Genomic DNA, 25,293 nt, shown 5'->3' on the forward strand with positions numbered 1-25,293 from the left:
CAAGGTTTCGTCTACGCTATTAGGCGAAGAAACCTTGAAAGCCCCTGAGCAAAGACCCATGTGTTATTACTAAATCAACGCCATACTGGGGGAAATCCATAAAAGAAAGATCGTGACCGTCACGCTGGGCGCAGCGCTCAGCAACCAGAGGAGAGACACATGAGCAAGATACCCGATACGCTAAGCACTTTAGAGGTTGGCAGTAAAACGTATCACTACTACAGTCTGCCCCAAGCGGCCGAGACCCTGGGCAACATTGACCGGCTTCCCAAGACGCTCAAGATTCTACTCGAAAACCAGCTGCGCTTCGCCGATGACGAAAGCGTAGATCAAGAAGATATGCAGGCCCTGGTCGACTGGCAGGCCGAGGGCAAATCCAGCCGTGAAATCGGCTACCGCCCCGCACGGGTATTAATGCAGGACTTTACCGGCGTGCCGGGCGTGGTGGATCTCGCTTCCATGCGGGCCGCTGTGGAAAGCCTGGGCGAAGACCCAGCGAAGATCAATCCGCTCTCCCCCGTCGATCTGGTCATCGACCACTCGGTGATGGTCGATAAGTTCGGCAACCCGGCGGCGTTCCAAGAGAACGTCGATATTGAAATGCAGCGCAACCGCGAGCGCTATGAGTTTCTGCGCTGGGGCCAGCAAGCGTTTGATAACTTTAGCGTGGTGCCCCCCGGTACCGGTATCTGCCACCAGGTCAATTTGGAGTACCTGGGCAGAACGGTATGGATCAAGGACGAAGACGGCAAGACTTTCGCCTATCCCGACACCCTCGTCGGCACCGACTCCCACACCACCATGATCAACGGCCTGGGCGTGCTGGGCTGGGGCGTAGGCGGTATTGAAGCCGAAGCGGCCATGCTCGGCCAGCCGGTCTCGATGCTAATCCCAGAAGTGATTGGCTTTAAACTAACCGGCAAGCTACGCGAAGGTATTACCGCCACTGACTTGGTACTCACCGTTACCGAAATGCTGCGCAAAAAAGGCGTAGTGGGTAAATTTGTCGAGTTCTACGGTGACGGTTTGAAAGACCTGCCGCTGGCGGATCGTGCCACGATCGCCAATATGGCGCCCGAGTATGGTGCTACCTGTGGTTTCTTCCCGGTGGATGAAGAAACCCTGAACTATATGCGCCTGACAGGACGTGAAGATGAGCAAGTCGCGCTGGTGGAAGCCTACAGCAAAGCCCAAGGGCTATGGCGCGAACCCAGCGATGAGCCAATCTTCACCGACGCCCTAGAACTGGACATGACCGAGGTAGAAGCGAGCCTTGCCGGCCCCAAACGCCCGCAGGATCGCGTGGCGCTGAAGGATATGGCAGCAGCCTTTGACAAGTTTCTGCAGGAAGACGTCAAAGCGGATACAACCGCTAAAGGCAAACTCTCCTCGGAAGGCGGCCAAACCGCCGTGGGAGTGGAACGTAGCTTCAAACATGACACCAGCCAAAACGTTAAGCTTGATAAGCACGACTTCAGCCTTGACCCTGGCGCGGTAGTGATTGCAGCGATCACCTCGTGCACCAACACCTCTAACCCCAGCGTGATGATGGCGGCAGGCTTGTTGGCACGCAAGGCGCGTGAAAAAGGCTTGATCACCCAACCGTGGGTCAAAACGTCCCTCGCGCCGGGCTCAAAGGTCGTCACCGAGTACCTCGCAGCCGCCGGGCTGGATGACGATTTGAATGCCCTGGGCTTTAACCTTGTCGGCTACGGCTGCACCACCTGTATCGGTAACTCCGGCCCACTACCGGATGAAATTGAGAAAGCGATTAACGATGGCGATCTTGCCGTCGCCTCGGTGCTCTCTGGTAACCGAAACTTTGAAGGCCGCGTGCACCCGCTGGTGAAAACCAACTGGCTCGCATCACCACCCCTGGTGGTGGCATATGCCTTGGCCGGTAACGTTCAGCGTGATCTCACCCAGGAGCCGATTGGCAAAGGCAGTGACGGCGAACCGGTTTACCTAAAAGATATCTGGCCCAGCCAGGCCGAGATTGCCAGCGCCGTCGAGAAAGTGAACACCGCGATGTTCCGTAAAGAGTACGGCGCAGTGTTTGAGGGTGACGACGTCTGGAAAGCCATCGACGTGTCAGAAAGCAAAGTCTATCAATGGCCTGAATCCACCTATATTCAGCACCCGCCCTTCTTTGAAGGCATGGGCCGCGAGCCGGACGCCATCGAAGACGTGCACAGCGCCCGTGTACTCGCCATGCTGGGTGACTCGGTGACCACCGACCATATATCACCTGCCGGTGCCATCAAGCCTGACAGCCCCGCTGGGCGCTATCTGCAGGAGCACGGTGTCAAACCAGTCGACTTCAACTCTTACGGCTCACGCCGGGGTAACCATGAAGTCATGATGCGCGGCACCTTTGCCAACGTGCGGATCAAAAATGAGATGCTCGATGGCGTGGTTGGTGGTGAGACACGCCACGTACCCAGCGGCGAGCAAATGGCCATTTACGATGCGGCCATGAAGTACAAAGAGGAAGGCAAACCGCTGGTCGTGATCGCCGGTAAAGAGTACGGCACCGGCTCCTCACGTGACTGGGCGGCCAAAGGTACCCGCTTGCTGGGCGTTCGTGCCGTGATTGCCGAGTCCTTTGAGCGTATTCACCGCTCTAACCTGATCGGCATGGGTGTTGTACCGCTGCAGTTTGCCGAAGGCGAAAGCCGCCAAACGCTGGGATTAACCGGGGATGAAGAAATTTCGATTGCCGGATTAAGCGACCTGACGCCCGGCGGCACGGTCAAAATCGTGATCAAAAATGACGATGGAGAGCGCACCGTTGATGCCAAGTGCCGAATTGATACGGTAAACGAGCTGGCTTACTACCGCCACGGTGGTATCCTTCACTACGTGTTGCGCAAGATGATTGGCGCAGCCTAAAGGGTAAAACCTTACCAATGCTTGCATGCCCCCACCTCGGTGGGGGCTTTTTTTTGCCGAACGCTTAAAAAGCGCGGCGGCGGTAGGTGCGGTAATCCGGTGACCAAGACGCTTTTTCGATTAACTCCCGCAACGTTGTGCCACTGGTTTTTAACGCCACGCCGTTCTGCTGCGCCTGGGCGGCCACTTCAAATGCAATCGATTTGCTGATATCGCGAATACGCGACAGCGGTGGTAGCAGTGCACCTTTACCTTCTTTCACCAGCGGCGCTTCACGGGCCAGCGCCCGCGAGGCGCTCATAAGCATCTCATCGGTAACCCGGTTGGCGCTGGCAGCAATCACACCCAAACCGATACCTGGGAAGATATAGGCATTGTTGCACTGGGCAATCGGATAAGTGCGGCCATTGTAAACGACCGGCGCAAAGGGGCTACCGGTGGCTACCAAGGCTTGGCCGTCCGTCCAGCGGATGACATCTTCCGGCACCGCCTCCGCTTGGGAAGTAGGGTTAGACAACGGCATAATGACCGGGTGTTCACAGCCCGCATGCATCGTGCGCACCACCTGCTCGGTGAAGATACCGCGCTGGCCGCAGACGCCGATCAGCACTGTTGGTTTGATCTGAGCGATCGTCTCTTCCAGACCCTGACCATTCCATTCTGCAACTAGCGAAGGGTCGTGGGCTAAACGCCGCTGGAAGTCACGCTGCCACTCTTGATCGCTGGTCATCAAACCATCCCGATCAACAATGAATATACGCGCCCGGGCTTCGCTCTCGGTCAGGCCTTCGGCTTCCATCGCTACGACCACCTGCTCAGCGATTCCACAGCCCGCCGAACCGCCGCCCACAAACACTACGCGCTGCTGCGCAATCGTTTCTTCACGGGCCTGACAGGCCGCCATTAAGGTTCCCACCACCACAGAAGCCGTGCCCTGAACATCATCGTTAAAGCAGCAAAGCTCGTTGCGATAGCGCTCTAGCAGCGGTACCGCATTAGCCTGAGCGAAATCTTCAAACTGCAGCAGTACGTTCGGCCAACGGCGTTTAACCGCGGCAATAAACTCGCCCATAAAGGCGTCATACTCTTCTTGCCCTACCCGCTCGTGGCGCCATCCCATATACATTGGGTCGTCCAAGAGCGCTTTGTTATTGGTGCCCACATCAATCATGATCGGCAGCGTGTAGGCCGGGCTGATGCCACCACAGGCTGTATACAGCGCCAGTTTACCAATTGGGATACCCATGCCGCCGATCCCCTGGTCGCCTAGGCCTAGAATGCGCTCGCCATCCGTGACAACAATCACTTTGACGTTATCTTTGGTGGCGCTGCGCAGGATGTCATCCATATGTTCGCGGTCAGGATAGCTAATAAACAGACCGCGGTGGTTGCGGTAAATATTGGAAAATTCCTGACACGCCTGCCCCACCGTAGGGGTATAAATAATCGGCAGCATCTCTTCCAAGTGCTGGGACACTAGACGGAAATAGAGCGTTTCGTTGTCATCTTGAATGGCGCGGAGATGGATATGCTTCTCAAGGCTGCTATGGCACTGCTGGTACTGGCGATAGACCCGCTCAAGCTGATCCTCAATGGTTTCTACCTTTTGCGGTAGCAAACCGATCAGGTTAAACGCCAAGCGTTCCTCCTGAGTAAACGCGCTGCCTTTGTTCAATAGCGGCATTTCGAGCAAAGAAGGACCGGCGTAAGGAAGGTATAGGGGGCGTCTACTCTGGGTAGTCATAAGCACTCTCTTTTTTATGTCAATCACTGCTGCAATGCAGCAACATCGGGCGTTCGCGGCGTTTGAGCGTAATGTAACATGCTCCTGCGACAAAGGTGGAAGAGAGAGGTCATGTTGATAAAAAAACGCCTCGATTTAGGAGAACTAAACCGAGGCATATGACGAGTATTAACTAACCTTCTAGCAACTTTTAGCGGTGGGTTTGCGCCCCTCTACGCCAGCGAAGAACAACGGCCGCAGCTTAACGCCGACCATGTTGCCCGCAAACGCCGCTACCAACCATACCCAACCGTGGAGGCTGCCAGACGCAATGCCGCTGAAGTAAGCACCAATATTGCAACCAAACGCCAACCGCGCGCCGTAACCCAGCAAGATACCGCCAATGACCGCGGCCAAGATAGATTTCAGCGGAATTCTGAAGTTAGGTGCAAAGCGACCCGCCAAGCTCGCCGCAGCAAGCGCGCCAAGCATAATGCCGACGTTCATCACCGTGGTGATATCACTCCAAACGCTGGCTTCAAGAGCCGCTGCGTTGCCTGGGGACTGCCAATAGCCCCACTGGCTCACATCGCCACCCACTAGCTCAAAGCCTTTAGCCCCCCACAGCGCAAACGCTGAGGTAATCCCCCACGGGCGGCCTGCCAGTGCCAAGGTGGCAAAGTTGAGCAGCGCCAACGCCACCGCGCCCGCCACTAGCGGCCAAGGCCCCGTCAGCCAACGCTCATAGCCATGCTTATCGACATTAGGCGCCTGCTCTAACTGGCCGTGACGACGCTTCTCCATCACCCAGGTAAATGCCGCAATAGCAGCAAACAGCACGAGACTAATCGCTATTCCTCCGCCAACCCCGGCGACGTTGACCAGTGATACCGGTTGAAAAGCCGGTAAGCTCTGCCACCAGGCAAAATGCGCGGATCCAATCACCGAGCCAACAATAAAGAACACCAAAGTAATCAGCATGCGTGCGTTACCACCGCCCGCAGTAAACAGCGTGCCCGAGGCACAGCCACCGCCCAACTGCATGCCTATACCGAACAGGAAGGCCCCCACCAGCACGGAGATGCCAATCGGCGCCACAAAGCCCGACACCTCGTTACCAAACAGCGTGCCTGCCCCCAAGGCAGGGAAAAACAGCACCACCGCGATGGCCAGCATCACCATTTGGGCACGTAGGCCACGCCCTCTTCGCTCAGTAATAAATACACGCCACGCTGAGGTAAAACCAAACGCTGCGTGATACAGCACCATGCCAAACAGCCCACCAACAATCATCAAAAGGCCAATATTGGCGTCAAACACTACCCCAATTAGTAACGCGCCCAGCACGATCGCCGCCGTGGCGATCAGCGGCACGCGATAGCTCTGCGGCGTAGTAACCGTCGTTGTAGACATACATTCACCTTTAGCAGCACCAAAAGCGCCTGTTTGTTAACAGGCGCTTTTGGTAGACATGGACAATAGTTATAAGCCTAACGATAGCTGTAGAGCGCAGGAAATTCTTTATTGAAAGGTGCTTATATCTTTATGGAATATGAGAGTGCTAAAGCAACGCAACGACCTCGCGCTAGACTTATCCTGCTATATCAACCTAAAAGAATGCAGTACTTTAAATATTGTGGCGCTATGCTCCTCCCATGACGCAGTAAAGGTGGTTATCATTATTCTATAATGCCCATTGGGAGCGTCTAAAGAAGCGACGAGGGTAGATGTTTCTTGATCTCCATCTACAATGTTTACGACTTGATAAAGACACTCGATGTCTTTTACTCCGCAATTGGCCGAAGTCGATACAAAAATGTCACCCGGCACATGATATTGGAAACTGCTTTCAAGCAATAAACTGTACTCTTCTAAGGTAAGAGAGGCATCATTCTGATCGAAACCAATGAACATTTCTAATTCACCTTTTTCACTCTTTGTTCTTAAAATATAGTCTTTCCCGCTAGGTGCATAAATGGCCCAGGTATGTGGAACGGATATAGCAAACTCACCATTGGTAATTTTTTTTGTTGCGTCACTACTGACCACTTCAGAGTTATTGATATCCTCTGTGGAAGCGATAGCTTTTTCCTTATCAATAGGAAGGTCTTTAACTTGAAATAAAATAACAACAAGCATGGCAAAGTTATATGCTTTTAGGAAACGCCTAACGTTTCTACCAGATTTTGGCAGGCAGAAAGGAAGCGCCATGACTGATGGGATTAAAATAGCCGTTAAAATAATATCTACTACCAATCCCTCGTAGTTCGCATAACCGTTAGAGGCGGCGGGTGTAAAGACCGCACAAATAAGAAATAGCAAGATGGCAATAAGTAGTCGCATGTTTTGTCCTTGGTGTGTGACAGAACTTAGTCGTAGCCTAATTTTCTTCTTGATTGCAGAGAATAAGTGAACTAATTACGGATTAGCGACCTGCTAAAAGCCCTAGTGATTCGACGTAAATGAGAGTAAGCGTAAACTGGGCATTCGGTTCCCCTTGCCGGGCCGCAAGATTAAACCATCGAATGGCGTCGCTCCGACTCTCGGGAATGCTTTCGCCGCGAAGGTATATACTGCCTAAATTGTATTGGGCCATAGCATTGCCCTGAATGGCCGCTTGTTGATACCACTGCAGGGCGAGTACGCGGTTAATAGGCACGCCTTCACCAAACTGGTACATAACGCCTAGCATGGTTTGAGCGTCGGTATCTCCCTGTTCGGCGGCAAGACGGTACCAGTGCGCCGCTTCATGATCGTCTCGTTCAACGCCTGGGTTGTAACGGTACATAGCCCCCAGGTTGAATTGAGCCATTACGTCGCCCTGCTCTGCGGCGCGGCGGTACCACGTCATCGCTTTTTCTGGGTTTGGGGGAATACCTGCACCAAAATCATACATATAGCCTAATTCAAACTGTGCATCAGCATCCCCCTGCTCGGCGGCCAGCCAAAACCAGTCGGCGGCTGCTCGCGCGTCTTGCTCTACGCCCTCACCGTCTCGGTACATGATGCCCGTGTTGAACTGGGCAGAAATATGGCCTTGCTCAGCAGCCTGGCGATACCACCCCAACGCCTTGAGGCTATTTTGAGCAACGCCCAGGCCGGTATCGTACCGGTAGCCCACTCTAAACTGCGCATCGGCATCACCTTGCTCTGCGGCCCGGCGATACCACTCCGTCGCGGCATCCTCATTCTGGGTAACGCCCTCGCCATTGGCATACATATCGCCCAGTTGGTTTTGTGCGCGCACATGACCGTTCTCAGCCGCAAGGGTAAATAGCCTTAAAGCGTCACTCATGCTTTGAGTAACGCCTTCGCCCCGATAGTAAAGCCAGGCCAAGTTATTATAAGCATCAACCACTTCTTGGTCGGCAGCTAACTGAAACCACTCTATGGCTTTACTAAAATCCTGTACTACGCCTTCTCCATCGCGATACATAACACCTAAGTTATACTGTGCATCGGGAACACCCTGTTCAGCGGCAAGAAAATATAGCTCGGCCGCGTCACTAGAGCTTTGAGGAAGCCCAGTGCCTAAGTAATACATCCCTGCCAACATAAATTGGGCGTCAGGATGCCCCTGTTTTGCCGCGAGCCTAATCCACGTGATGGCTTTGCTAGTATTTTTGGATACGCCATCGCCGTTACGGTACATGGCACCGAGCCGATACTGTGACTCCGAATCACCTTGTTTAGCGCGTGCGACAAGATGATCAAAATCGGCATTAACTTGGTCGCCAATATAAGCGCTAGGCGGCTCATTCATCGGCTGAGCTAATGCAGGTGAGGAGCATAAGAGAAGGGTGAGACTCAGAAGTGATACAGCAATAAGGTGAGGCATGGCATGCAATCCCTGCACTGATCTTAATTCTACTTATATTCTCAGACTATTTGTTGGATTTCTATATCAACTACTCATTTTCTTGATGGCATGACTCCTACAAGGGCCTGAGCAACAAGGGTCGAGAAATAAACAGAGGCACAAATCGCCTTTTTTGACGGCCTCGTGTTCAGCAAACTTCGAGGCTTTGCCCAGCATGATCGTTTCACCCGTACTAAGACGTCGGTTAAGCTACCGACCTCTTTATAGCCTTTACATCTCGCCAATAGGTGTTAGCCACTCTCTTGGAGCGTAAAAAATAAAGAGTCCAGACAACCGACCATACCAGATTAAAAATGGAAGGGGGGATTCTCTTGGCAAGAAAGTACTCTCCAGCTTCAGGTGGCATAATCACTACACAAAAAGCAAGCAGGCTAGCATTCAACAAAGGGCCAGAAAGCCATATTAGCAATACAACGATGTAACGCGTAACTTTCTTATTACTCGCATACAAAACAATTGCCATGCATACATGGCAAAATACAAAAAATGCAGAAGTGTAAGGTACAGTTTCTAAAAAAGAATTAAACCAATCAGCGTTCCCAACAACATCCTGTTCTCTTAAAAACTCTAAAATCTTGACCACAAATAGAAATGGAAGAATAATGCATACAACCCATATATAAAACATCAACCAACCACCCACGCCCACTGGCTTATTGGGGTAAGGTAATTCCCTCTCAGTCATTTCATGCCCTCTCTTCATTGACCGACAAGATGTGATAGAAAAATCTATCGTATTTATTCGCCAAAAAACCTCATAATACTTCGCCATCAAATTTAGCACAATAGCTTTCTATATTTTCAAGAAAATTTTTCTTCTGCTTAGCTACACAATCGGGTGTGACGGCGCCTCTTCAGCAAGCTTCAAAACCTGATCCTGCGGCTCTGAATCTAGGTCTATATTCAGGCTGATCATACATATTGCCGTCAATTGTTATCTCATCTTCAAAGGAGTTAAGCACCGCGCCTTTCGCAACCAATCGACCTAATGTCGGATGTCTCATGAAAGCCTCCCACAAGGTATATAGTGCTTTAATCAACCGTATCATCAATAGCCGACAGAGTTTTCTTTCTAGCTATATTTTAAATCCTCCAGAAATAGTGTTTCTTGATTAATCAAATTAATTGCTGGCTCATTAAAATACCTATGCGAAAAACAGAAGAGATTAAATTTAGTTCTTCTTATTTTATTTGCAGCGACCCAACATTCTGCAAGCCATTCAGGAACTACCTTTGAAGAAATCTCATCATAAACATCGTATTCATCTTCGTTAATATCGTTAGCAATGAGATAGCTCCCCATGTTTTTTAAGATTTCTTTTTCCTTCATCTTATTCAGAAATTTCGGTTCCATCATGAACAATTGATCTTCATCACTTAGTACCTGCCCATAATTCCCCATATCTGGAAAATTCATAAAAGTAAGCGATAGCTTAAAATCATCAAACACCTCACAAATACACTCCAGGCTTTTGTCACAATCTCGCTGTTCGTCTTTATAAAGATCAATCAGACGGCATAGAATCGACACACCATCCTGCGAATACAGATTCAAATTTTGCTGGACAAACTGCTCTAAAATATCCAAGTTAAATTCTCCGTAGCACTGACGTTTATATAGTTTCGTGCTCATTTTCGTCCGTTGATGTTTCTTGATCGTGGTTACCGCCGGCGCTGCTTAAACAGCTTTTTGCTAGATCAACATATTCAGCCATCTAAACCACCTTATTGGAAATCTTCAGCGCGCGTTTTCCACCATTCACGACGAAACCATTGTATTGCCTGTTGAGGATAGGGTCATTACGGAAGGCTCTACCGTCTTAAATGAGGCCATGAAGCTACCTGGAAAGTTTTGTTGCGCAGTTGTAGGCACGGTGAGGGTTTCATGGCGATGCACGGTGAGGGTTTCGTCGCGGTCGATGTCGGTGGTGCGGTCGTTTAAGGATCAGCAGATCCAGGTCTTTTTGGGCGTGGAGCCAGATCTGCTCTTCGCCCGCTTCGTCTTCAAAGCGCAGCTCGTTAAAGCCGTCTGCTTTGTGGCTTTGGGTACGGATGACCGTTCGAGTTTTGTAGGCCGGCAGCGGGTAAGGCGGCCGATTAACCGCGTGGTAGGTGCGCCCGGTGATCAGCGGCTGGTCCGGGTCAGCCTCCAAGTGTGACACTATAACCTCATGGCCGATCCGCAGGATCGCCATGCTGCCGTAACCGCCGCCCGCCCAGCCTTGAACCACGCGTACTCAACGGCTTCGTTAGATGCGGTCTGAATTCAGACGGGACGAACGGCTGACACAGAATTCTGAACACTACCGGTCTGCATGATACAGGCTTTTGAATACATTGCTCATAGGCAGTTACAGAACTTGGTTCACAAGCTCATATTTCAGACGTCAACAGTCCGAAAGCCTGAAGGTTGTGACGATCGAAAAACTCCGAGTAGTCACCTCGAAGTATATCCTCAATCTGCCTTGGAGGCTCGTCTTTGATACTACTCACTCTCAAGCATTGTGATCAATCCGAAGTCTTTAATTTGCTTGGCGAAATCAAACGGGGACTTTCCACTATCATTTTTATGGTTGGGGTTTGCACCGTGCCTTACAAATAGATCGACTGTTTTATATTTCCCTCTGGCATTAAAAACCGCTGTCCACAAAGGCTCATTTCCGTACTTATCACTGATAGAAAAGTTTGCCCCACCTTCAGCTAAAATCTCGGCAACCTCAAACGCTCCATTGGCAGCAGCATAGTGTAAGGGAACCATTTCCTTCGGATCCTGGCTATCTACATCCGCTCCTCTGGAAATTAGATCCCGGGCGCACTCAAGGCTATTGTAAGCAGCAGCCTCATGAAGCAATGTTTGTCCATCTTCGTTTTCTGCGTTTACATCAACGCCATCAATTAAATGAAGATAGTCTTGGTAGTTCTTTAATCGGATCGCCTGAAAAACATCTTCAATACTCATATTTAGTCGGCCTCGTACTTACGGCTCCGGTTTGCACTAGGAGATTCCGGCTGATAATTATTTGGGTCTCTATAAGACCTCATGAACTCTTCCTTCGTGATTTTATCATCCATGTAGTCCTTGTGTAGTTTTCGATATTCGTGACCAGGCTTATGTCCCATATCCCACTGGCCAGCCCTTGACTTCGAAGTGTCCCATTCTAGTAACTCACCTGTATTCGGATCATAGACATTTCCGTCGGGTTGCTTCGCGTTCTCCCATACATCTTCAACCTGATCCTTACCGTACTTAGGCCTGCTCTTAGAGTCAGAGTAAGGTTTTTTAACTGGAACATCAATATCCCCACCTTGCCCAGTTTTTCCTTGCCCCGCAATCTGCACCCCTTCGTTGTCTCCTGGCGTCTCACTGCGGTTACCACCACCATTCCCAGGGATATCATCGACGTTTTTACTTCTGCGAAACAACCTTACCCCAGGAATGAGTGACACAAGTGCTACCACCGCCACCCCTGCTGCTGCCGCATAGTGCCCATTAACAACCTGCCGGCCAACTTCCCAGGCATCTTTCGCCAGCCCATACGGTGTTATAAGCATTTCTGCTGCGAAATCACCTACCTGCCTAAGTTTACGCCCACTTTCTGAGGTATATCGCACTTGCCGCTCGGCTTCTTGCTGCATACCGGCAGCACGATTAGCTGCCTCGTCGACCTCAAAACTGCTCTCGATATAGTCATCATCGCTGATGCGCCCTTCCCTTAGCGCATCCATAAGGGCGTCTTGTTGAGCTCGGGTCTCACTGGCTAATTGCTCCACCTCCGCATAGAGTGCCTCGGCTTCGGCAGCGGTTTTGCCGTTGGGGTTGTCGTTCAGGGCGTCGCGTAGTTCGCCTACCCGTTCCAGATTGGCTTGTGCCTGTTGCTGTAATTGCTCAGCTTCGCTGAGCGGTTCGCTGCTCTCTTCGGGCTGGCTGTTGACGCTCTCGGTGTTGGTGTGGACATAGCCCTTGGCGCCGCCTACCCCGGCGGCGTTGCAGTTGATCATGCATTCACTGCCATCGCGAACGACTGGCAGGCCGTTGGCTTTGACATTGTCTTGTCCGGTCGTGAACTGCACATGGCCGCTGCCCTGGGAGGTGCCGGAGCCCACTCCCGCCCCGTCATTACCCTCAGTGCCTTGGCACAGGTCACCGACCCGGTAGGTGCGCTGCCCGGCAGTGATCACGTTGGGCGAGTAGTTCACGGGGTTGCCCAGCGTCGCCTCGGAGTCGAAACCCACAATCTTATCGCCCACTTGGCAAAAATCAGGGTGGCTGGTCAACGCTCTCCATCGGGCCTCCGCATTACCGGCGTGGCGAGCCTGGCCGTTACGGGCTTGCCCCTGGGAGGCTGGTGGCGTGTTGCTGTCATCCGACATGGCGTGCCCCTCCGGTGGATGAGGTCGCCGCCAGCGGCGTGCGCCGGATGCGTACCTGCTTGAGCGGGTCATCGAGCGGGAACAATGCCCGCCAGGTGAGAGAGACGTCTTCCCGATCCAGGTCGATCACCACGCTGTCGAGGGCCAGTGGGGTGTTGCCGCGCTGGCCACTGGCGTGGTCGGTGAGGGCGTGCATGGCAATGCCCGGTAGTCGGGTGCGGTGACGAAACCGTTGGCGCTCCCCTACCGTGATTGCGCGGCTATTGGCTAAGCAGTTGGTGAGGATCATCAGTTCGTCACCGCGTAGATAATCAGGCGCGACCAGATCCGCCGGGGCGCTGTGGTGAAAGCGGTAGTCGAAGTCTTCTGGCCAGTAGGGTAAGCGCTGGGTTCTCCAGTGGTCGTCGAAGGTGCCTTGATAGCTGACCCGGGGCTCCCACCAGGGAGCGATGGGCCCAAAACTTGCTGGGGCCGGACGGTCAAAGGGGGAGGTCACCAGCCAGTCCGGGTCTTCCAGTTGAGGGGCGGGCAACTGCGTGACGGCTTAAGGTCAGGCTTTAGGTACCCAGCGACCTCGCTGGATACACGCTTGTAGTCAGCACGTGACGGCAACCAGCCCCGTCCGGCGGGGTTGTCGGGGTAGTAGAGTGTGTTGGTGAGGGCGTCCTCGTCGGGCAGGCGGTAGTGGCCGCCGAAGGCGTAGCGGTAGTCCAGCGGGACTTCGCTCACCGGTGTGGGATCCGTGACCCGCCAGCCACCGAGTAGTTGCCAGCGGAACTCCCGTGGCCCACGCACAATCAGGCGTTTGTCCACCGGGCCGACCTGCACCCGCACCTGCCAGGTACTGCGCGGCTGGCCTGTGGGTGAGCGCAGAGTGCCATGCACGTGCACTTCGGTGCTGAGCTTGCCGAGCAGTACGTCGCGGTCATCGCTGATGACCTGGCTATACAGGTTGTCGCTGTCGCCTTCCAGAGCGGTCTGCCAGCGAATCGGCTGCTGGTGGCTGGCTTCGAACAGCGGCCAGTTGTCTTCGGTGAACCGGTAGGTGGCGCGTACCACCACCACATCATACTCTTCGTCGCCCGGGCCGAGCTTGCGATACAGCGCATGGGGGAACGACGTTGGGTTTATGATTTGCACCACGCTACCACCCCTTGGTATTACCGTCTTTGACGATGGGATCGGCCTCTGCCTCAGCATCCTCTTCTGAGCCGCCAGGGGCGGGCTGGGCCGTGCCGGTGTTGAGCAGGACGTCATCGGGGCCGTCGACGTGTACCTTGGTGCCCGCCTTGACGTGGATCTCGCCGGCATCCAGGTAGATAGCGTCTTCCGAGAGCACCAGCCGGCTGTTGCCCACCTGCAGGGTGATCTGGTTGCCGGCTTTGAGGGTGATGTTGCGGCCGACGTTGAGCGAGTGGTTGAGCCCCACCTGGGTGCTCTGGCTGAGCCCGACCAGGGTGTTCATGATGGCGCCCACGTTGAGGCTGTAACCTAGGCCGACGTTCTCCATCCGGGCCATACCGACGTTTTGCAGATAGGCCTTGCCGATGGTTTCGGTTTTGTTCTTGCCGACTTTGTTCGACCAGTTTTTACCGATACGGTCGGTTTCGTTGCCGTCCACCGTTTTGTGGCGGTTCTTGTGCACGGTAAAGGTTTCGTTACCGTCGACGGTATGGGTCTCGTTGCCATGCACGGTATGGACTTCATGGCGATGCACGGTGAGGGTTTCGTCGCGGTCGATGTCGGTAGTGCGGTCGCGAAAGACGTGCAGGGTGCTATCGCGCTTGATGTCCTCGGTGCGGTCGTTAAGGGTCAGCAGGTCGAGATCTTTTTGGGCGTGGAGCCAGATCTGCTCTTCGCCGGTGGCATCCTCAAAGCGCAGTTCGTTAAAGCCGTCGCTTTTGTGGCTTTGGGTACGAATCACCGTGCGGGTTTTGTTGGCCGGTAGCGGGTAGGGCGGTGTATTGGACGCATGGTAGGTGCGCCCGGTGATCAGCGGCTGATCCGGGTCAGCCTCCAAATGTACAATTATCACCTCATGGCCAATCCTCGGGATCGCCATGCTGCCGTAGCCGCCGCCCGCCCAGCCTTGAACCACGCGCATCCAACGGCTTCGTTAGAAGCAGTCTGAACTCGGACGGGACGAGCGGCTGACCCAGAATTCTGAACAACCCATCGAGATACACGTGCAGAGTGTTATCACGCTCGCTCTCTTCCCTGCGGATCAGCAGGACAAGGGCTTTCTGGGCTTAGAGCCAGATTTGCTTTTCAAATGTGCGAAATTGCCAGCTGCCATAGCCGACAACTGCTCAGCCTTGGGTGGCCCAGTGCTTAGCAACTGTCGGCTTCGTTAGGTGCGGTATAGTAGTCAAGCTAAAGCACTCAGGTCTGTGTAACCTCACTTTTACATAAAAGATGTGAAATGAAGCAGAGTTCTGAACACTACCTAAAAGACGCTGAAAAAATAAGACACTGTTCTCCCGGCAATTACAACATAAACTAAACTTCTTTTACTTTGTCACGAATGAATGCAGAGAAATTATCGAAAATTTTTCTAAAGCTCATATCTGTTGGGTCAACTTCAACAACAGACCATCCATTTTCGACATCAAATCCAGAACAGTACCCCTGCATATCGTCACCAAAAATCAGTATATTGTTTAAGTCTTCTGCTGTCACCTCATCGTAGATTTCATCAGGCGTAAGCACTCCATTATAAATAATGTAAGCAGCATTCCCAATCTCGCCGCTACCTATTTCTTCTAAAAACACTAAATATTCTTTAGGTAAATTTGGATAAATATTTTTAACCTGCTCAGTTACTAATGACCCTACTCTTTCAAACTTTTCTAACCGCCCACCTGGCTGGGTTTCAACTAGAAGATCTTCATACATGACCATTACACTCCCCATTCAATTATTTGCCGGAAAAAATTTCACGGGCAATTCCTCCAGCCCTGTGAATGCCACCTTGATGCTGGTCAGGAAAACGTGCTGGGTGCATATTCCACCACTGATTTGGCCCGCCATAACTACTTTCAATAATATGATGAGCGTCAAAGGGCCCACCTGCTTTTCTAGCCACCGTTACCCCGTTTTTGGCTAATATATCCTCGGTATAGCGAGGCCAAATTTGGCCTGTGTTTCGCTCCCATTGACCAATCAATTCGTCTTTAACGCGATTAAATTCAGCTCGATGAATTTTTGCTAACTCTGGAGATAGCCTTGTGAACTCTCTCTCTCGAAGCACATTGGCAAGGTTAGTGCGCTGATCTGCCGTAACTTTAAAGCCAGTTTGCGCCTCAAGATCATTTAAATATCTACGCGACTGGCTAGATAATTGGGTAAATCCTCTAGTCGTATTGTTTGAATCATCTTCCCTCCTTATCCTAGCTGAAGGCGATTCCACATGCACCCCCTTGTTAGGGGGCGGCGGTGGAGGTGGCGGTGGTGGAGGTGGTGGCTGCGTTTCGGGGCTACGCCTAACAACTTTGGTCGCCCCCCTGATGGCGCCGGTGCCCTTCCCTCCTATTACCTCGGCCACGAGCACCATCGCGCTCATCTCCAGGGCACCTAAAGTGCCGTTGCGCTCCTCGGCTTCTTGCCAGGCATTAACCATGCTGTCCTTGATACCACCGTAGGCTTCCCCGGTGCGCTTCCACTCTTCACCGTAACGGGCGGCGCGCTCGGCATCACCGGTGACGTAGCCAATGCCGCTGTCGAGTAGATCCAGAGGGCCTGGGCCGGTGAGCACATCCACCGCTTCGTAGGTGTCTTTGGCACCTTGCCACGCACGCCCTCGGGCAGCTTCGGTGGTCGCCTCGTCGCTGGTGATCGGCAGTGCTTCCCACGCGGTCTTGGCGGCGGCCTTGGCGCCTTCCCACTTATCACGTAGGACAAAGCCTGCCTCTTCACCCGCGTTATAGCTCGGCCCGACATCGCCTGATGACCCTGGGGCACTGTCGACTGACTGTTGCTGGGTGGTCAGGTAACCAGGGGTGCCACCCATACCGGCTGCATTGCAGTTGACCATGCAGGGGCTGTCGTGGCGGGCCACCGGTAGGCCATTGGCCTTGACATTATGCTGGCCTTGGAGGATCAGCACACAGCCGCTACCTAAAGAGGTACCCGACACCACATGCTGGCCCGCATCGCCTTGAATGCCTTGGAACAGATCTCCCTCGCGATAAACCTGGAGCCCGGCTGCCACCACGTTGGGGGAGTAGCGTACGGGGTTGTCCAACGTGGCGGTGGAGTCGAAAGCCGTAATGCTACTACCCACCCGGCAGAAGTCAGGGAAGCTGGCAATCGCTGTCCATACACTATCGGCATTAGCGAGGTGCTGGCTGAGGCCGCTCAGCGGTTCTCCTTGAGGTTCTGATGGCGTGCTGCTGTTACCACCAGGAAGCTCGTCTTCATTCTCGCTGGAGTCAGCGGTGTCAATAACAACCCGTATGGTAGGTAGTCTGATGTCTTCAGGTTCAGCCATTCGAGCCCCCAATGCAGATGGTTAAAGTATCATCCGGCATGGCGTGTCCCTCCAGGGGTGGCTAACGTGGACGGCGACGGTCGCTGGCGACGTAGCCCGGTCGCCGCGACGATCATCCGGCGCAGGGGATCCTGGGTCGGAAACAGGGCTCGCCAAGTTAGGGTTATTTCGTTGAGATCCAGGTCGATGCCCACGGTATCCAGCGCTAAGCGGGTCACCGTCTGTTGGCCACTCTGCTGTTCAGCCAGCGCTTTAATGGCAAGGCCGGGCAAGCGGGTGCGATAGCTATAGAGGCTGACGCTACCCGACTGGAGGCGTTGACTACCGGCAAGGCAGTTAGTGAGGATCACTAGCTCGTCACCGTGCAGGTAGTCAGGGGCTACCAGGTCGGGGTGGGCGCTGTTGTAGAAACGGGCGTCGAAGTCGTCCGGCCAATGTGGGTGGCGGTGGGCGAGCCACTCTTCATCGAGGGTGCCCTGGCGATTGATGCGTGGCTGCCACCACCGGGCGATGGGGCCAAAACCTGCCGGGGGAAGGCGGTCAAAGGGCGAATGCACTGGCCAGTCGGGGTCTTCCAGTTGGGGCGCGGGTAGCCGCGTGACGGCGTTAAGGTCGGGTTTAAGGTACTTGGCCACCTCGTCCGGCACCTGCTTATAGTCTGCACGCTTCGGCAACCAACCCCGCCCTACTGGGTTGTCGGGGTAGTAGAGAGTGCGAGACGCTACGTCGAGGGTGTCATTGCCCACCTCGTGCACTTCCGGTGTGTAGTGGCCACCGAAAGCATAGCGGTAGTCCAGCGGCACTTCGCTCACCGGTTCGGCTTGCGTCACCCGCCAGCCGCCGAGTAATTGCCAGCGGAACTCTCGTGGCCCGCGCACGATCAGGCGTTTGTCCACCGAGCCCACCTGCACCCTGACTTGCCAAGCGCTACGCGGCTGGCCTGTGGGCGAGCGCAGGGTGCCGTGGACGTGTACATCAGTCGTGGGCTTGCCGATGATAAGGTCGCTGTCATCTACGATGTAACGTGCTTGCCCGCCCTCAGGGCCACCGGCATAGGTCTCTTGCCAGCGAATGGGCCGCTGGGCCTCGGCCAACGCCAAACGGCGGTTGTTGCCGGTGAACCGAAAGGTGCCCCTAACCGCCAGTACTTGGTACTCCAGGCCGTCCGGGCCGAGCTTGCGATACACCGCCTCAGGAAACGACGTTGGGTTTATGATTTGCACCACACTACCACCCCTTGGTATTACCGTCTTTGACGATGGGATCGGCCTCGGCTTCCCCGTCTTCCTCAGCGCTACCCGGTGCGGGCTGGGCGGTGCCGGTGTTGAGCAGGACGTCATCGGGGCCGTCGACGTGTACCTTGGTGCCCGCCTTGACGTGGATCTCGCCGGCATCCAGGTAGATGGCGTCTTCCGAGAGCACCAGCCGGCTGTTGCCTACCTGCAGGGTGATCTGGTTACCGGCCTTGAGGGTGATATTGCGCCCGACATTAAGCGAGTGGTTGAGACCCACCTGGGTACTCTGGCTGAGCCCGACAATGGTGTTCATCAGCGCGCCCACGTTGAGGCTGTAACCCAGGCCAACGTTCTCCATGCGGGCCATGCCGACGTTTTGCATATACGCCTTGCCGATGGTTTCGGTTTTGTTCTTGCCGACTTTGTTCGACCAGTTTTTACCGATGCGGTCGGTTTCGTTGCCATCCACCGTTTTGCGGCGGTTCTTGTGCACGGTAAAGGTTTCGTTACCGTCGACGGTATGGGTCTCGTTGCCATGCACCGTGTGGACTTCATGGCGATGGACGGTGCGGGTTTCGTCGCGGTCGATGTCGGTAGTGCGGTCGCGAAAGACGTGCAGGGTGCTATCGCGCTTGATGTCCTCGGTGCGGTCGTTAAGGGTCAGCAGGTCGAGGTCTTTTTGGGCGTGGAGCCAGATCTGCTCTTCGCCCGCTTCATCTTCAAAGCGCAGCTCGTTAAAGCCTTCTGCTTTGTGGCTTTGGGTACGGATGACCGTTCGAGTTTTGTAGGCCGGCAGTGGGTAAGGCGGCCGATTAACCGCGTGGTAGGTACGCCCGGTGATGAGCGGCTGGTCCGGGTCAGCCTCCAAGTGTGAAATTATTACCTCATGGCCGATCCGCGGGATCGCCATGCTGCCGTAGCCGCCGCCCGCCCAGCCTTGGGCCACGCGTACCCAGCAACTGGCGGTTTCGTTGGAGGCAGAATAGCGGTCCCAGGGGAACTGCACCTTGACCCGGCCATATTTATCGCAGTAGATCTCTTCGCCTTCAGGGCCGACCACAAAAGCCACCTGTGGGCCCTCAACGCGAGGTTTGGGGTTGGGCACCGGGCGGAAGGTCTGATCCCGGGGCATGATCACCACTTCATTGTGGTAGCGGGTCATCAGCTCGCCTGCTTGCGCAGCGCTACTCCCCCCATTGTTACTGTCATAGCCGCCCCGCGCCATACCGTCCTCTTCCAGCGCTTGGGGTTGCTCGCCATGGTGCACCACCGAAACCACCTGCCAAGCACGATTGAGGCTGTCGATATCGTGATCGGTGAGAGTAAAACAGGTGCCTGGGGCGAGTTCCGGCAGGTCGCTCTCGGCTTCAGCGGTGGTGGCATCGGCACGTAGCGATTCCAGACGGTGGCGTGTAAAGGGTTTACCGGAGGCGTCCTTCTTATAGCGCCCAGGGTAGTCGTAATGTTCGTAGTCCTCCCGCTGAGCGTGTTCCCCTAGATTGGGAGCCTGGTGTTCGTGAAGTTGAGCGTAGGGCGGGTTTTTAAAGCTGTAGTCTTTCAGCGTGGCTGAGGCGGGGCGCACCCGACTGACCTGGCGTAGCTTGCGTAAGTGGCGTCGGGGCGGTGTCCCCCCGGCGCGGCTGTGGTAGGTGCGCTCGCCGATATTGGGCAGTACCACCGTGGCATCGGCAAAGACCAAATGGTGTTTACCGCCCTCAACATTCTCAAACTCATGGAAATAGAAGCAGCCCTCTTCAGCGGCCACACGCTCGATAAAGGCCAGGTCAGTCTCCCGGTACTGCACCAAAAACTCCCGGTCAAGGGGCGTACGGGTGGTGGCAAACTCAATATCAGTGAGGCCACGCTCGCTGGTTAAGGTCGTGATCGCATCATAAGGCGAGGTATCTTGAAAGATACGTGAGTTTTGGCGCAGCGATAGCCGCCACAGGGCGGGGCGAATCTCCACCCGATAGAAGCTGCGCCGGTGACCGCGATCGCCGCGATCCAGCTCAGCTATCATCCCATGCACGCGGCGCAGCGGTTCGCCGTCCTGCCAAATGGTGAGGGTCGCCTCCTGATCCAAGCAGTCGGCGGGCGACAGGTCGTGGGTGCGGCTGGCAAAGTCAACGCTGAGCGTAAACGGCTCCGACAGCGCTTCGCGGTGGGTAAAGCGTACTACCGCCGTGTCAGTCGCCCCAGGAAGGCTCAAAGTAAACTGAAGGCCCGTATTATCAGCCATTGCAAGATCCCTCTCTGCTGCCACTGCTCGTTAAAAGATCACCGCCGACCGTTGCCTGATCGGTCAATACAACCGGCTTAGCGTCCTGGGTGATGATTAAGCGACTCGCCACTAGCATATTTTGTCCCATTACTGTTCCTCCGCTGCTGTTTTTCTTGGCTGGGTGACGGCAGTTGTTGCTATCAGCAGCGCTTCACCATCGGCGCTTAACAGCCATGACTGCCGCTGTTTTACTTATCCCACTGGGCGGGCGCTTCGTAGCTCGCCACTTCAAACGCATCGACGTACATGCGCTGAAAGCCCGCCGCTTCCAGGCTTTGAATCGCCGTGTGGCACGCCAGAGGAAGCCGCGTTTGTAACGGTACGCCGCTTAAACTCAGCCGGGCGGCGGTCAGCAAGCGTGCGCCATGGCCGCTGCCTTTCCACTCCTGGCTGATAAAGAAGAAGCGCAGTTGCCAGGCAGCTTCATCGTCGGGTCTACACGCCAGCACCATCCCCAGCGGCGGGCCATCCCCATGGCGCAGGGCGAGTAACCGCCCCTGCCAGTGCTCAACGTGCTCTTGCTCGCGCTGCAACCACACCTGACGATGCAGGGTAAATTCCAGAGCACGGCGCAACGTATCCAGGTAGGCCTTATCACGCAGCACCCAGGGTGAATGGCCTTTCGCATCGGCGCGCTGAACGGCTTCGATAAAACAATCGAGATCCTCTTCGCGGGCATTTTCAAGCGCGCGTGACGACGCTTGGCCATTAACATCAGGGCCGCTATCCACATGGCCACCTGGGTGGCCATGGGTCGCGCTAGGTGAGGGAGAGGAGAGCCACTGCTTAAGTTTCGTCAGCATAAGGCCCTCGTTCTGCATAGAGTGCTGACGGTAACTGGAAGCCTGCGGCGGGCGAACGGGTAAAGGGGTTGGGCGCGTTATCGGTAAATAGGCGATAACGCATCGCGCCACCGTCAACATTGAAACGCAGCTCTAGCTCACGCTCATTGACACTGGTGATATTTGCCTCTTCCAACAGCCGAAACCAGGCCCAGGCGCCATCGCGGGTCATGCTCCGCGGCGAGCGGTTTACTTGGCTGGGCACCATGGTGATCCGGCTATCCGTGCCTCCACGCAGCGTATTAGGCCAAATCATCGATACACGGCTGCTGGCGCTGTGGGTGTATTCGATGAGCTGACCATCGGCACTGATCACACTGCGCCGCTTGTCGGGGCTTAAGCTGATCGGCTCAAGAGAAAACTCAACGTCTAGCGCGCCATCGTCGCCAAAGTAGGCACGGCGAATCTGTTCCGCCTGCGATACGGCGGCAAACACGCTTTCACGCAGTAGCGAATTACCCTGGGTATCCACCAGCTGCTCAGGCGCCCCTTCGATAAAGGGCTGCAGGTTATCCTGATAGAAGCTGTCGAGAATGCCTTCAGGGGCAAAGAAAGCTTCAAAGTCGCTTAGCGAAGCATCCCGGCTGGCACTGGGCACCAGCGGGTAACGCCCAGCCAAACGCTCTTGGTAGGGCGCGACGACTTCGTCTATCCAGATATTTTCCAGGTGGCTGATGGCGCTTGCCATGATGAGCTGCCAGCTTTGATCAGCCAGGCTTTTCAGCATGCTTGCGACAGGCTCAGGAGCGCTGTCAGCGATACGCTGCAGGCGATAGATCGGGTCATCGCCGCGCAGCGACAAGCGGTCACGCGCACCGACGAAAGCGGCGTAGCCTGGGTCGCTGGCCTCTTCTATATCAAGCAGGTAATCGCGTAGCTCGGTTACTGCCGATTTGATCTCTTCCAACGAGGAGGGATCCCCTTCTTGGGCGTTGGAGAGCTTGTTAATCGCAGTAAACTGCTGCTCGATGTCGTGAGCCAGCTGATAACGCGGCGAGCGCTGCAGCGCTTCACGGGCTTCCTCGTCATCTTCAGGCAGCTCCGGATAGAGACGGGTATTCTGCTCAACCGCTGCTAATAGACGGTCTAGCGGGCGCTCGGCGCTGACTAGCGCATCGGCCACCACTGCCGCCTGGCGAATATCCGGTAAGGGCACCAGCAGAGTGTTACGCAAGGCATCGCGCCAGCTCACCCGATAGTCGCTGACATAGTAGTCACGCAAGGCGTCTTGCAACTGCTGCCGGTCAGCGTTGCTGAAGTTGATGTCTTCGCGCTGATCCAATACCCACAAGTCAATAAGGGCTAGCTCGGTAGCTCTATCAAGCTGTTGCAGGAAGTGATTTTCGAAACCTCCCCGGGTAACCAGATACGGCAGTTGAACATATGACGGCTCATCGTTACGCGCCATAAACACCGTGTTGAACATTGACCCCACCTGACGGCGCAGATCGAGAGGATCCCCGCGACGGCTACTGTCAGCTTTCATGGTGGCGTAGACCCGCTCATCCATCGGCAGGCGTGACAGGTCTTCTGTGGCGGCGACTAGGCTGCCGCGTAGTGGCGCCATGGCGTATTCAGCGCGTCGATTACCGGCAGCAACTTTGCTTTCCAAATCGCTGTACTGCAGGGCGTAATCTAAATGATCGAGTAAGCGATCTTGAATTTCGCCACGTTGGGGGAAATCAGCTTGCCAGCGCTGCGCCATATAGTCGTGTACGCGTTCGGGCTGACGGCCGCTGGCGTCAGACATCATGCGCAAAATACGCAGCAGGGCCAGCTTGGCGTTACTGCCCTCCTCTTCGCGGTTCATGTCGTCCATGATGCCCACCATTAATGCCGGTAGGAACTGATACTCCAGCATGGCGAGGTAAGCGTTTTCTAGCTGACCACCAATAATGTGGCCTTGATAAAGCCCCATATCAGCAAGGAAAGGCGTGTGGGTACGGAAGCCCTCAAAGGTTTGCATCGCATCGCGGAGTCGATCCAACGGCGCCAGCATTTCATAGCCCGTTGGGTCATCGCTCTGAAACTCTTCGGGGTGGGTCGCCAGGAAGGTTTCCGCCCGGTGCTCGACGGTGGCGAGCGAGGTCGCATTTTTCTGGTAGAAATGACTCCATCCACCAATCATTACCGCAGCCACTAACATGCACCCAACAATGCACGCTTGGCGAATACGCTGGCGGCGGCGAGCGACTTTGGCGTTGTCACCGGCCAGACCGGCTTCCGGATAAATGACTTTTTCAAACAGCTCTTCGGTGAAATAAAGAGCGCTGCGCGTCGCACGGTGCGCGGGCTGTACACTTTCGGACATGCCATAGCGGCGAGCTGCAGCATCTACAAAAGGATCTTCAGGCACCCCTTGCTGGTAGACCGAGGTGAAATAAGTCCCACGTACAATAGCCGCGGTGGAAAAGCGGTCGCTGGAAAGCGCCTCATTGAGGAAACCTAGCAGCACATCGCGCAGCCCAGCTAGCTGGCGCACAAAGCGAAATACCGACTCCCGCTCCTGGCGGTCACGACACTCTGCCAACATGGTAGGCATCGCACGGTTAAGGCGTTCCAGCATATTGTCGTAAGCGGCAGAGAACTCTTCTTCCCACTTCCCCGGTGTATCAATGGATTTCGCCGAGAAGGTAAAGCCTAGCGGCGCCCGCCGTGCGGCCCGCGAATAATGACGGAAAAAATCGTCAAACCCGTGCAGCAAATCCATTTTGCTGAAGGTGACGTAAACCGGTAACCGGCTGCCATGGCGCTCCATCAGCTCACGCAGGCGGCTGCGTAATAAGGTGGCGTAAGCCTTACGAACGGCTATCTGGGCGTGGCTAAGACGGGCTAGATCGAGCACCAGCACAACGCCATCCAACGGGCGCCGAGGGCGGTTGCGCTCTAGCCACTCGGTGAAGTGATCCCATAGACGACTATTCAGTTCGACAGGCTCACCCGTTTCCAGTGCGCCCTGGGTCAATAATTCGCCGTCAGGGTCGATCAGTATCGCTTTATCACCAATCCACCAGTCAAAACCAAAGCGGTTTTTCTTGCTGCTGATACCCGAGGCTTTCATGACGTTGGAGAGCGCGAAATTCTGCCCCGAGCGATTGACCAGGCTGGTCTTGCCCGCGTTTTCGACGCCCATGACCAAATACCAGGGGAGCCGGTAGCGGCTGCTATCACCACTCCCAACGCTATCAATGATTTCTGATAGCACATTGTTAAGTGAAGCTTCTTGCTGCTCGATACTCTCCAGTATGGGGTCTGACTGATGCGACTCCACGTCCTGGGCGAGTTGATCAGCTTCACGCAGTCGACGGGAGAGGCGCACCCCCCAAACCACCGCCACTAGGGTTGCCAGCGCCAAGGTAGCCAGTAAGCGATTCGTCCACGGGCCTAAGGGATAACTGTCGCGTACTTCCCAGCCAGGCCCTAACCACCAGATCGCCACCAACAGTAGCACGATGACCACAGCCCACATGGCCATGCTAAATCGCCCCAGCCCTTTAACTCTGTTAGCCTGCGCTTTGGCGCGATTATGCGTGCTCTGCGCACGTGAAAAGCCGGGCACCCAGCGGCTCAGCCTTGATTT

The 25,293-nt window shown here is 54.9% G+C and carries 18 protein-coding genes and 2 pseudogenes; 1 reads left to right on the forward strand and 19 read right to left on the reverse strand.

The window, feature by feature from the left end:
• The first annotated feature begins 159 nt into the window (after positions 1 to 159).
• Entirely contained in the window at positions 160 to 2,892 is a 2,733-nt protein-coding gene (acnA, locus tag A6R74_RS14045; RefSeq protein ID WP_064235115.1) for an aconitate hydratase AcnA, read from the forward strand.
• Positions 2,893 to 2,956: 64 nt separating this feature from the next.
• Here the strand turns inward: acnA and A6R74_RS14050 are convergent, their stop codons facing one another.
• The 19 genes and pseudogenes from A6R74_RS14050 to tssM all read right to left on the reverse strand — a co-directional run bounded on the left by A6R74_RS14050 (position 2,957) and on the right by tssM (position 25,188).
• Entirely contained in the window at positions 2,957 to 4,636 is a 1,680-nt protein-coding gene (locus A6R74_RS14050) for an NAD-dependent malic enzyme (protein ID WP_064235116.1), read from the reverse strand.
• A 180-nt stretch (positions 4,637 to 4,816) separates the two neighbouring features.
• Positions 4,817 to 6,028: a YeeE/YedE family protein gene (locus A6R74_RS14055; RefSeq protein ID WP_064235117.1), complete on the reverse strand. Its 1,212-nt coding sequence runs from the start codon at positions 6,026 to 6,028 to the stop codon at positions 4,817 to 4,819.
• 186 nt (positions 6,029 to 6,214) lie between these two features.
• Entirely contained in the window at positions 6,215 to 6,958 is a 744-nt protein-coding gene (locus tag A6R74_RS14060) for a hypothetical protein (RefSeq protein WP_064235118.1), read from the reverse strand.
• An 82-nt stretch (positions 6,959 to 7,040) separates the two neighbouring features.
• Positions 7,041 to 8,453 (reverse strand): SEL1-like repeat protein, encoded by a 1,413-nt coding sequence (locus A6R74_RS14065; protein ID WP_064235119.1) that lies wholly within the window; start codon positions 8,451 to 8,453, stop codon positions 7,041 to 7,043.
• 226 nt (positions 8,454 to 8,679) lie between these two features.
• Positions 8,680 to 9,180, reverse strand: coding sequence for a DUF2569 family protein (locus A6R74_RS14070; protein WP_064235120.1), 501 nt, complete (start codon positions 9,178 to 9,180; stop codon positions 8,680 to 8,682).
• A gap of 387 nt (positions 9,181 to 9,567) precedes the next feature.
• Positions 9,568 to 10,083 (reverse strand): hypothetical protein, encoded by a 516-nt coding sequence (locus A6R74_RS14075; RefSeq protein ID WP_064235121.1) that lies wholly within the window; start codon positions 10,081 to 10,083, stop codon positions 9,568 to 9,570.
• A 303-nt stretch (positions 10,084 to 10,386) separates the two neighbouring features.
• Positions 10,387 to 10,732 (reverse strand): annotated as a pseudogene (locus tag A6R74_RS14080) (bacteriophage T4 gp5 trimerisation domain-containing protein); the annotation flags it as partial.
• A 248-nt stretch (positions 10,733 to 10,980) separates the two neighbouring features.
• Positions 10,981 to 11,454, reverse strand: a complete 474-nt coding sequence (locus A6R74_RS14085; RefSeq protein ID WP_064235123.1) for an ankyrin repeat domain-containing protein — start codon at positions 11,452 to 11,454, stop codon at positions 10,981 to 10,983.
• A 2-nt stretch (positions 11,455 to 11,456) separates the two neighbouring features.
• The gene (locus tag A6R74_RS14090) at positions 11,457 to 12,866 is read right to left on the reverse strand and encodes a GH-E family nuclease (RefSeq protein WP_064235124.1); all 1,410 of its coding nucleotides are present in this window, start codon (positions 12,864 to 12,866) and stop codon (positions 11,457 to 11,459) included.
• Complete coding sequence (locus A6R74_RS23235; RefSeq protein WP_082906685.1) at positions 12,856 to 13,398, reverse strand: DUF2169 domain-containing protein; 543 nt, start codon at positions 13,396 to 13,398, stop codon at positions 12,856 to 12,858. Before A6R74_RS23235 ends, A6R74_RS14090 begins: the two co-directional genes overlap by 11 nt.
• On the reverse strand, positions 13,359 to 14,009 hold the full coding sequence (locus A6R74_RS23240; RefSeq protein ID WP_064235126.1) for a DUF2169 domain-containing protein: 651 nt from the start codon (positions 14,007 to 14,009) through the stop codon (positions 13,359 to 13,361). The genes A6R74_RS23235 and A6R74_RS23240 overlap by 40 nt, the downstream gene beginning before the upstream one ends.
• A 1-nt stretch (position 14,010) precedes the next feature.
• Positions 14,011 to 14,979, reverse strand: a pseudogene (locus tag A6R74_RS14105) (type VI secretion system Vgr family protein); the annotation flags it as partial.
• Between the two features lie 386 nt (positions 14,980 to 15,365).
• Entirely contained in the window at positions 15,366 to 15,761 is a 396-nt protein-coding gene (locus A6R74_RS14110; protein ID WP_064235127.1) for an SMI1/KNR4 family protein, read from the reverse strand.
• A 22-nt stretch (positions 15,762 to 15,783) separates the two neighbouring features.
• Positions 15,784 to 17,355 carry a hypothetical protein gene (locus tag A6R74_RS14115; RefSeq protein ID WP_064235128.1) on the reverse strand — a complete coding sequence of 524 codons (1,572 nt, stop codon included), beginning with the start codon at positions 17,353 to 17,355 and terminating at the stop codon, positions 15,784 to 15,786.
• Between the two features lie 29 nt (positions 17,356 to 17,384).
• Positions 17,385 to 18,581: a DUF2169 family type VI secretion system accessory protein gene (locus tag A6R74_RS14120; RefSeq protein ID WP_064235129.1), complete on the reverse strand. Its 1,197-nt coding sequence runs from the start codon at positions 18,579 to 18,581 to the stop codon at positions 17,385 to 17,387.
• Position 18,582: 1 nt separating this feature from the next.
• Positions 18,583 to 20,829, reverse strand: a complete 2,247-nt coding sequence (tssI, locus tag A6R74_RS14125) for a type VI secretion system Vgr family protein (protein ID WP_121499409.1) — start codon at positions 20,827 to 20,829, stop codon at positions 18,583 to 18,585.
• The gene (locus A6R74_RS22815) at positions 20,822 to 20,959 is read right to left on the reverse strand and encodes a hypothetical protein (protein WP_165603385.1); all 138 of its coding nucleotides are present in this window, start codon (positions 20,957 to 20,959) and stop codon (positions 20,822 to 20,824) included. The genes tssI and A6R74_RS22815 overlap by 8 nt, the downstream gene beginning before the upstream one ends.
• A gap of 100 nt (positions 20,960 to 21,059) precedes the next feature.
• Complete coding sequence (locus tag A6R74_RS14130; RefSeq protein ID WP_064235131.1) at positions 21,060 to 21,674, reverse strand: GNAT family N-acetyltransferase; 615 nt, start codon at positions 21,672 to 21,674, stop codon at positions 21,060 to 21,062.
• Positions 21,658 to 25,188, reverse strand: coding sequence for a type VI secretion system membrane subunit TssM (gene tssM, locus A6R74_RS14135; RefSeq protein ID WP_240488236.1), 3,531 nt, complete (start codon positions 25,186 to 25,188; stop codon positions 21,658 to 21,660). The genes A6R74_RS14130 and tssM overlap by 17 nt, the downstream gene beginning before the upstream one ends.
• Between the last annotated feature and the right edge of the window lie 105 nt (positions 25,189 to 25,293).

Origin of the sequence: Halomonas sp. ALS9, from assembly GCF_001651035.1 — a bacterium.
In the GTDB taxonomy this organism is placed as follows: domain Bacteria; phylum Pseudomonadota; class Gammaproteobacteria; order Pseudomonadales; family Halomonadaceae; genus Vreelandella.

Excerpts from the sequence above, each read along its gene's own strand:
- A6R74_RS14130 (WP_064235131.1), bottom strand. The coding sequence starts at position 21,674 with ATGCTGACGAAACTTAAGCAGTGGCTCTCCTCTCCCTCACCTAGCGCG.
- A6R74_RS14060 (WP_064235118.1), bottom strand. The coding sequence starts at position 6,958 with ATGCGACTACTTATTGCCATCTTGCTATTTCTTATTTGTGCGGTCTTT.
- A6R74_RS14070 (WP_064235120.1), bottom strand. The coding sequence starts at position 9,180 with ATGACTGAGAGGGAATTACCTTACCCCAATAAGCCAGTGGGCGTGGGT.
- A6R74_RS14050 (WP_064235116.1), bottom strand. The coding sequence starts at position 4,636 with ATGACTACCCAGAGTAGACGCCCCCTATACCTTCCTTACGCCGGTCCT.
- acnA (WP_064235115.1), top strand. The coding sequence starts at position 160 with ATGAGCAAGATACCCGATACGCTAAGCACTTTAGAGGTTGGCAGTAAA.
- A6R74_RS14115 (WP_064235128.1), bottom strand. The coding sequence starts at position 17,355 with ATGGCTGAACCTGAAGACATCAGACTACCTACCATACGGGTTGTTATT.
- A6R74_RS14055 (WP_064235117.1), bottom strand. The coding sequence starts at position 6,028 with ATGTCTACAACGACGGTTACTACGCCGCAGAGCTATCGCGTGCCGCTG.
- A6R74_RS14085 (WP_064235123.1), bottom strand. The coding sequence starts at position 11,454 with ATGAGTATTGAAGATGTTTTTCAGGCGATCCGATTAAAGAACTACCAA.
- A6R74_RS14110 (WP_064235127.1), bottom strand. The coding sequence starts at position 15,761 with ATGTATGAAGATCTTCTAGTTGAAACCCAGCCAGGTGGGCGGTTAGAA.
- tssI (WP_121499409.1), bottom strand. The coding sequence starts at position 20,829 with ATGGCTGATAATACGGGCCTTCAGTTTACTTTGAGCCTTCCTGGGGCG.
- A6R74_RS14065 (WP_064235119.1), bottom strand. The coding sequence starts at position 8,453 with ATGCCTCACCTTATTGCTGTATCACTTCTGAGTCTCACCCTTCTCTTA.
- A6R74_RS22815 (WP_165603385.1), bottom strand. The coding sequence starts at position 20,959 with ATGGGACAAAATATGCTAGTGGCGAGTCGCTTAATCATCACCCAGGAC.
- tssM (WP_240488236.1), bottom strand. The coding sequence starts at position 25,188 with ATGGCCATGTGGGCTGTGGTCATCGTGCTACTGTTGGTGGCGATCTGG.
- A6R74_RS14090 (WP_064235124.1), bottom strand. The coding sequence starts at position 12,866 with ATGTCGGATGACAGCAACACGCCACCAGCCTCCCAGGGGCAAGCCCGT.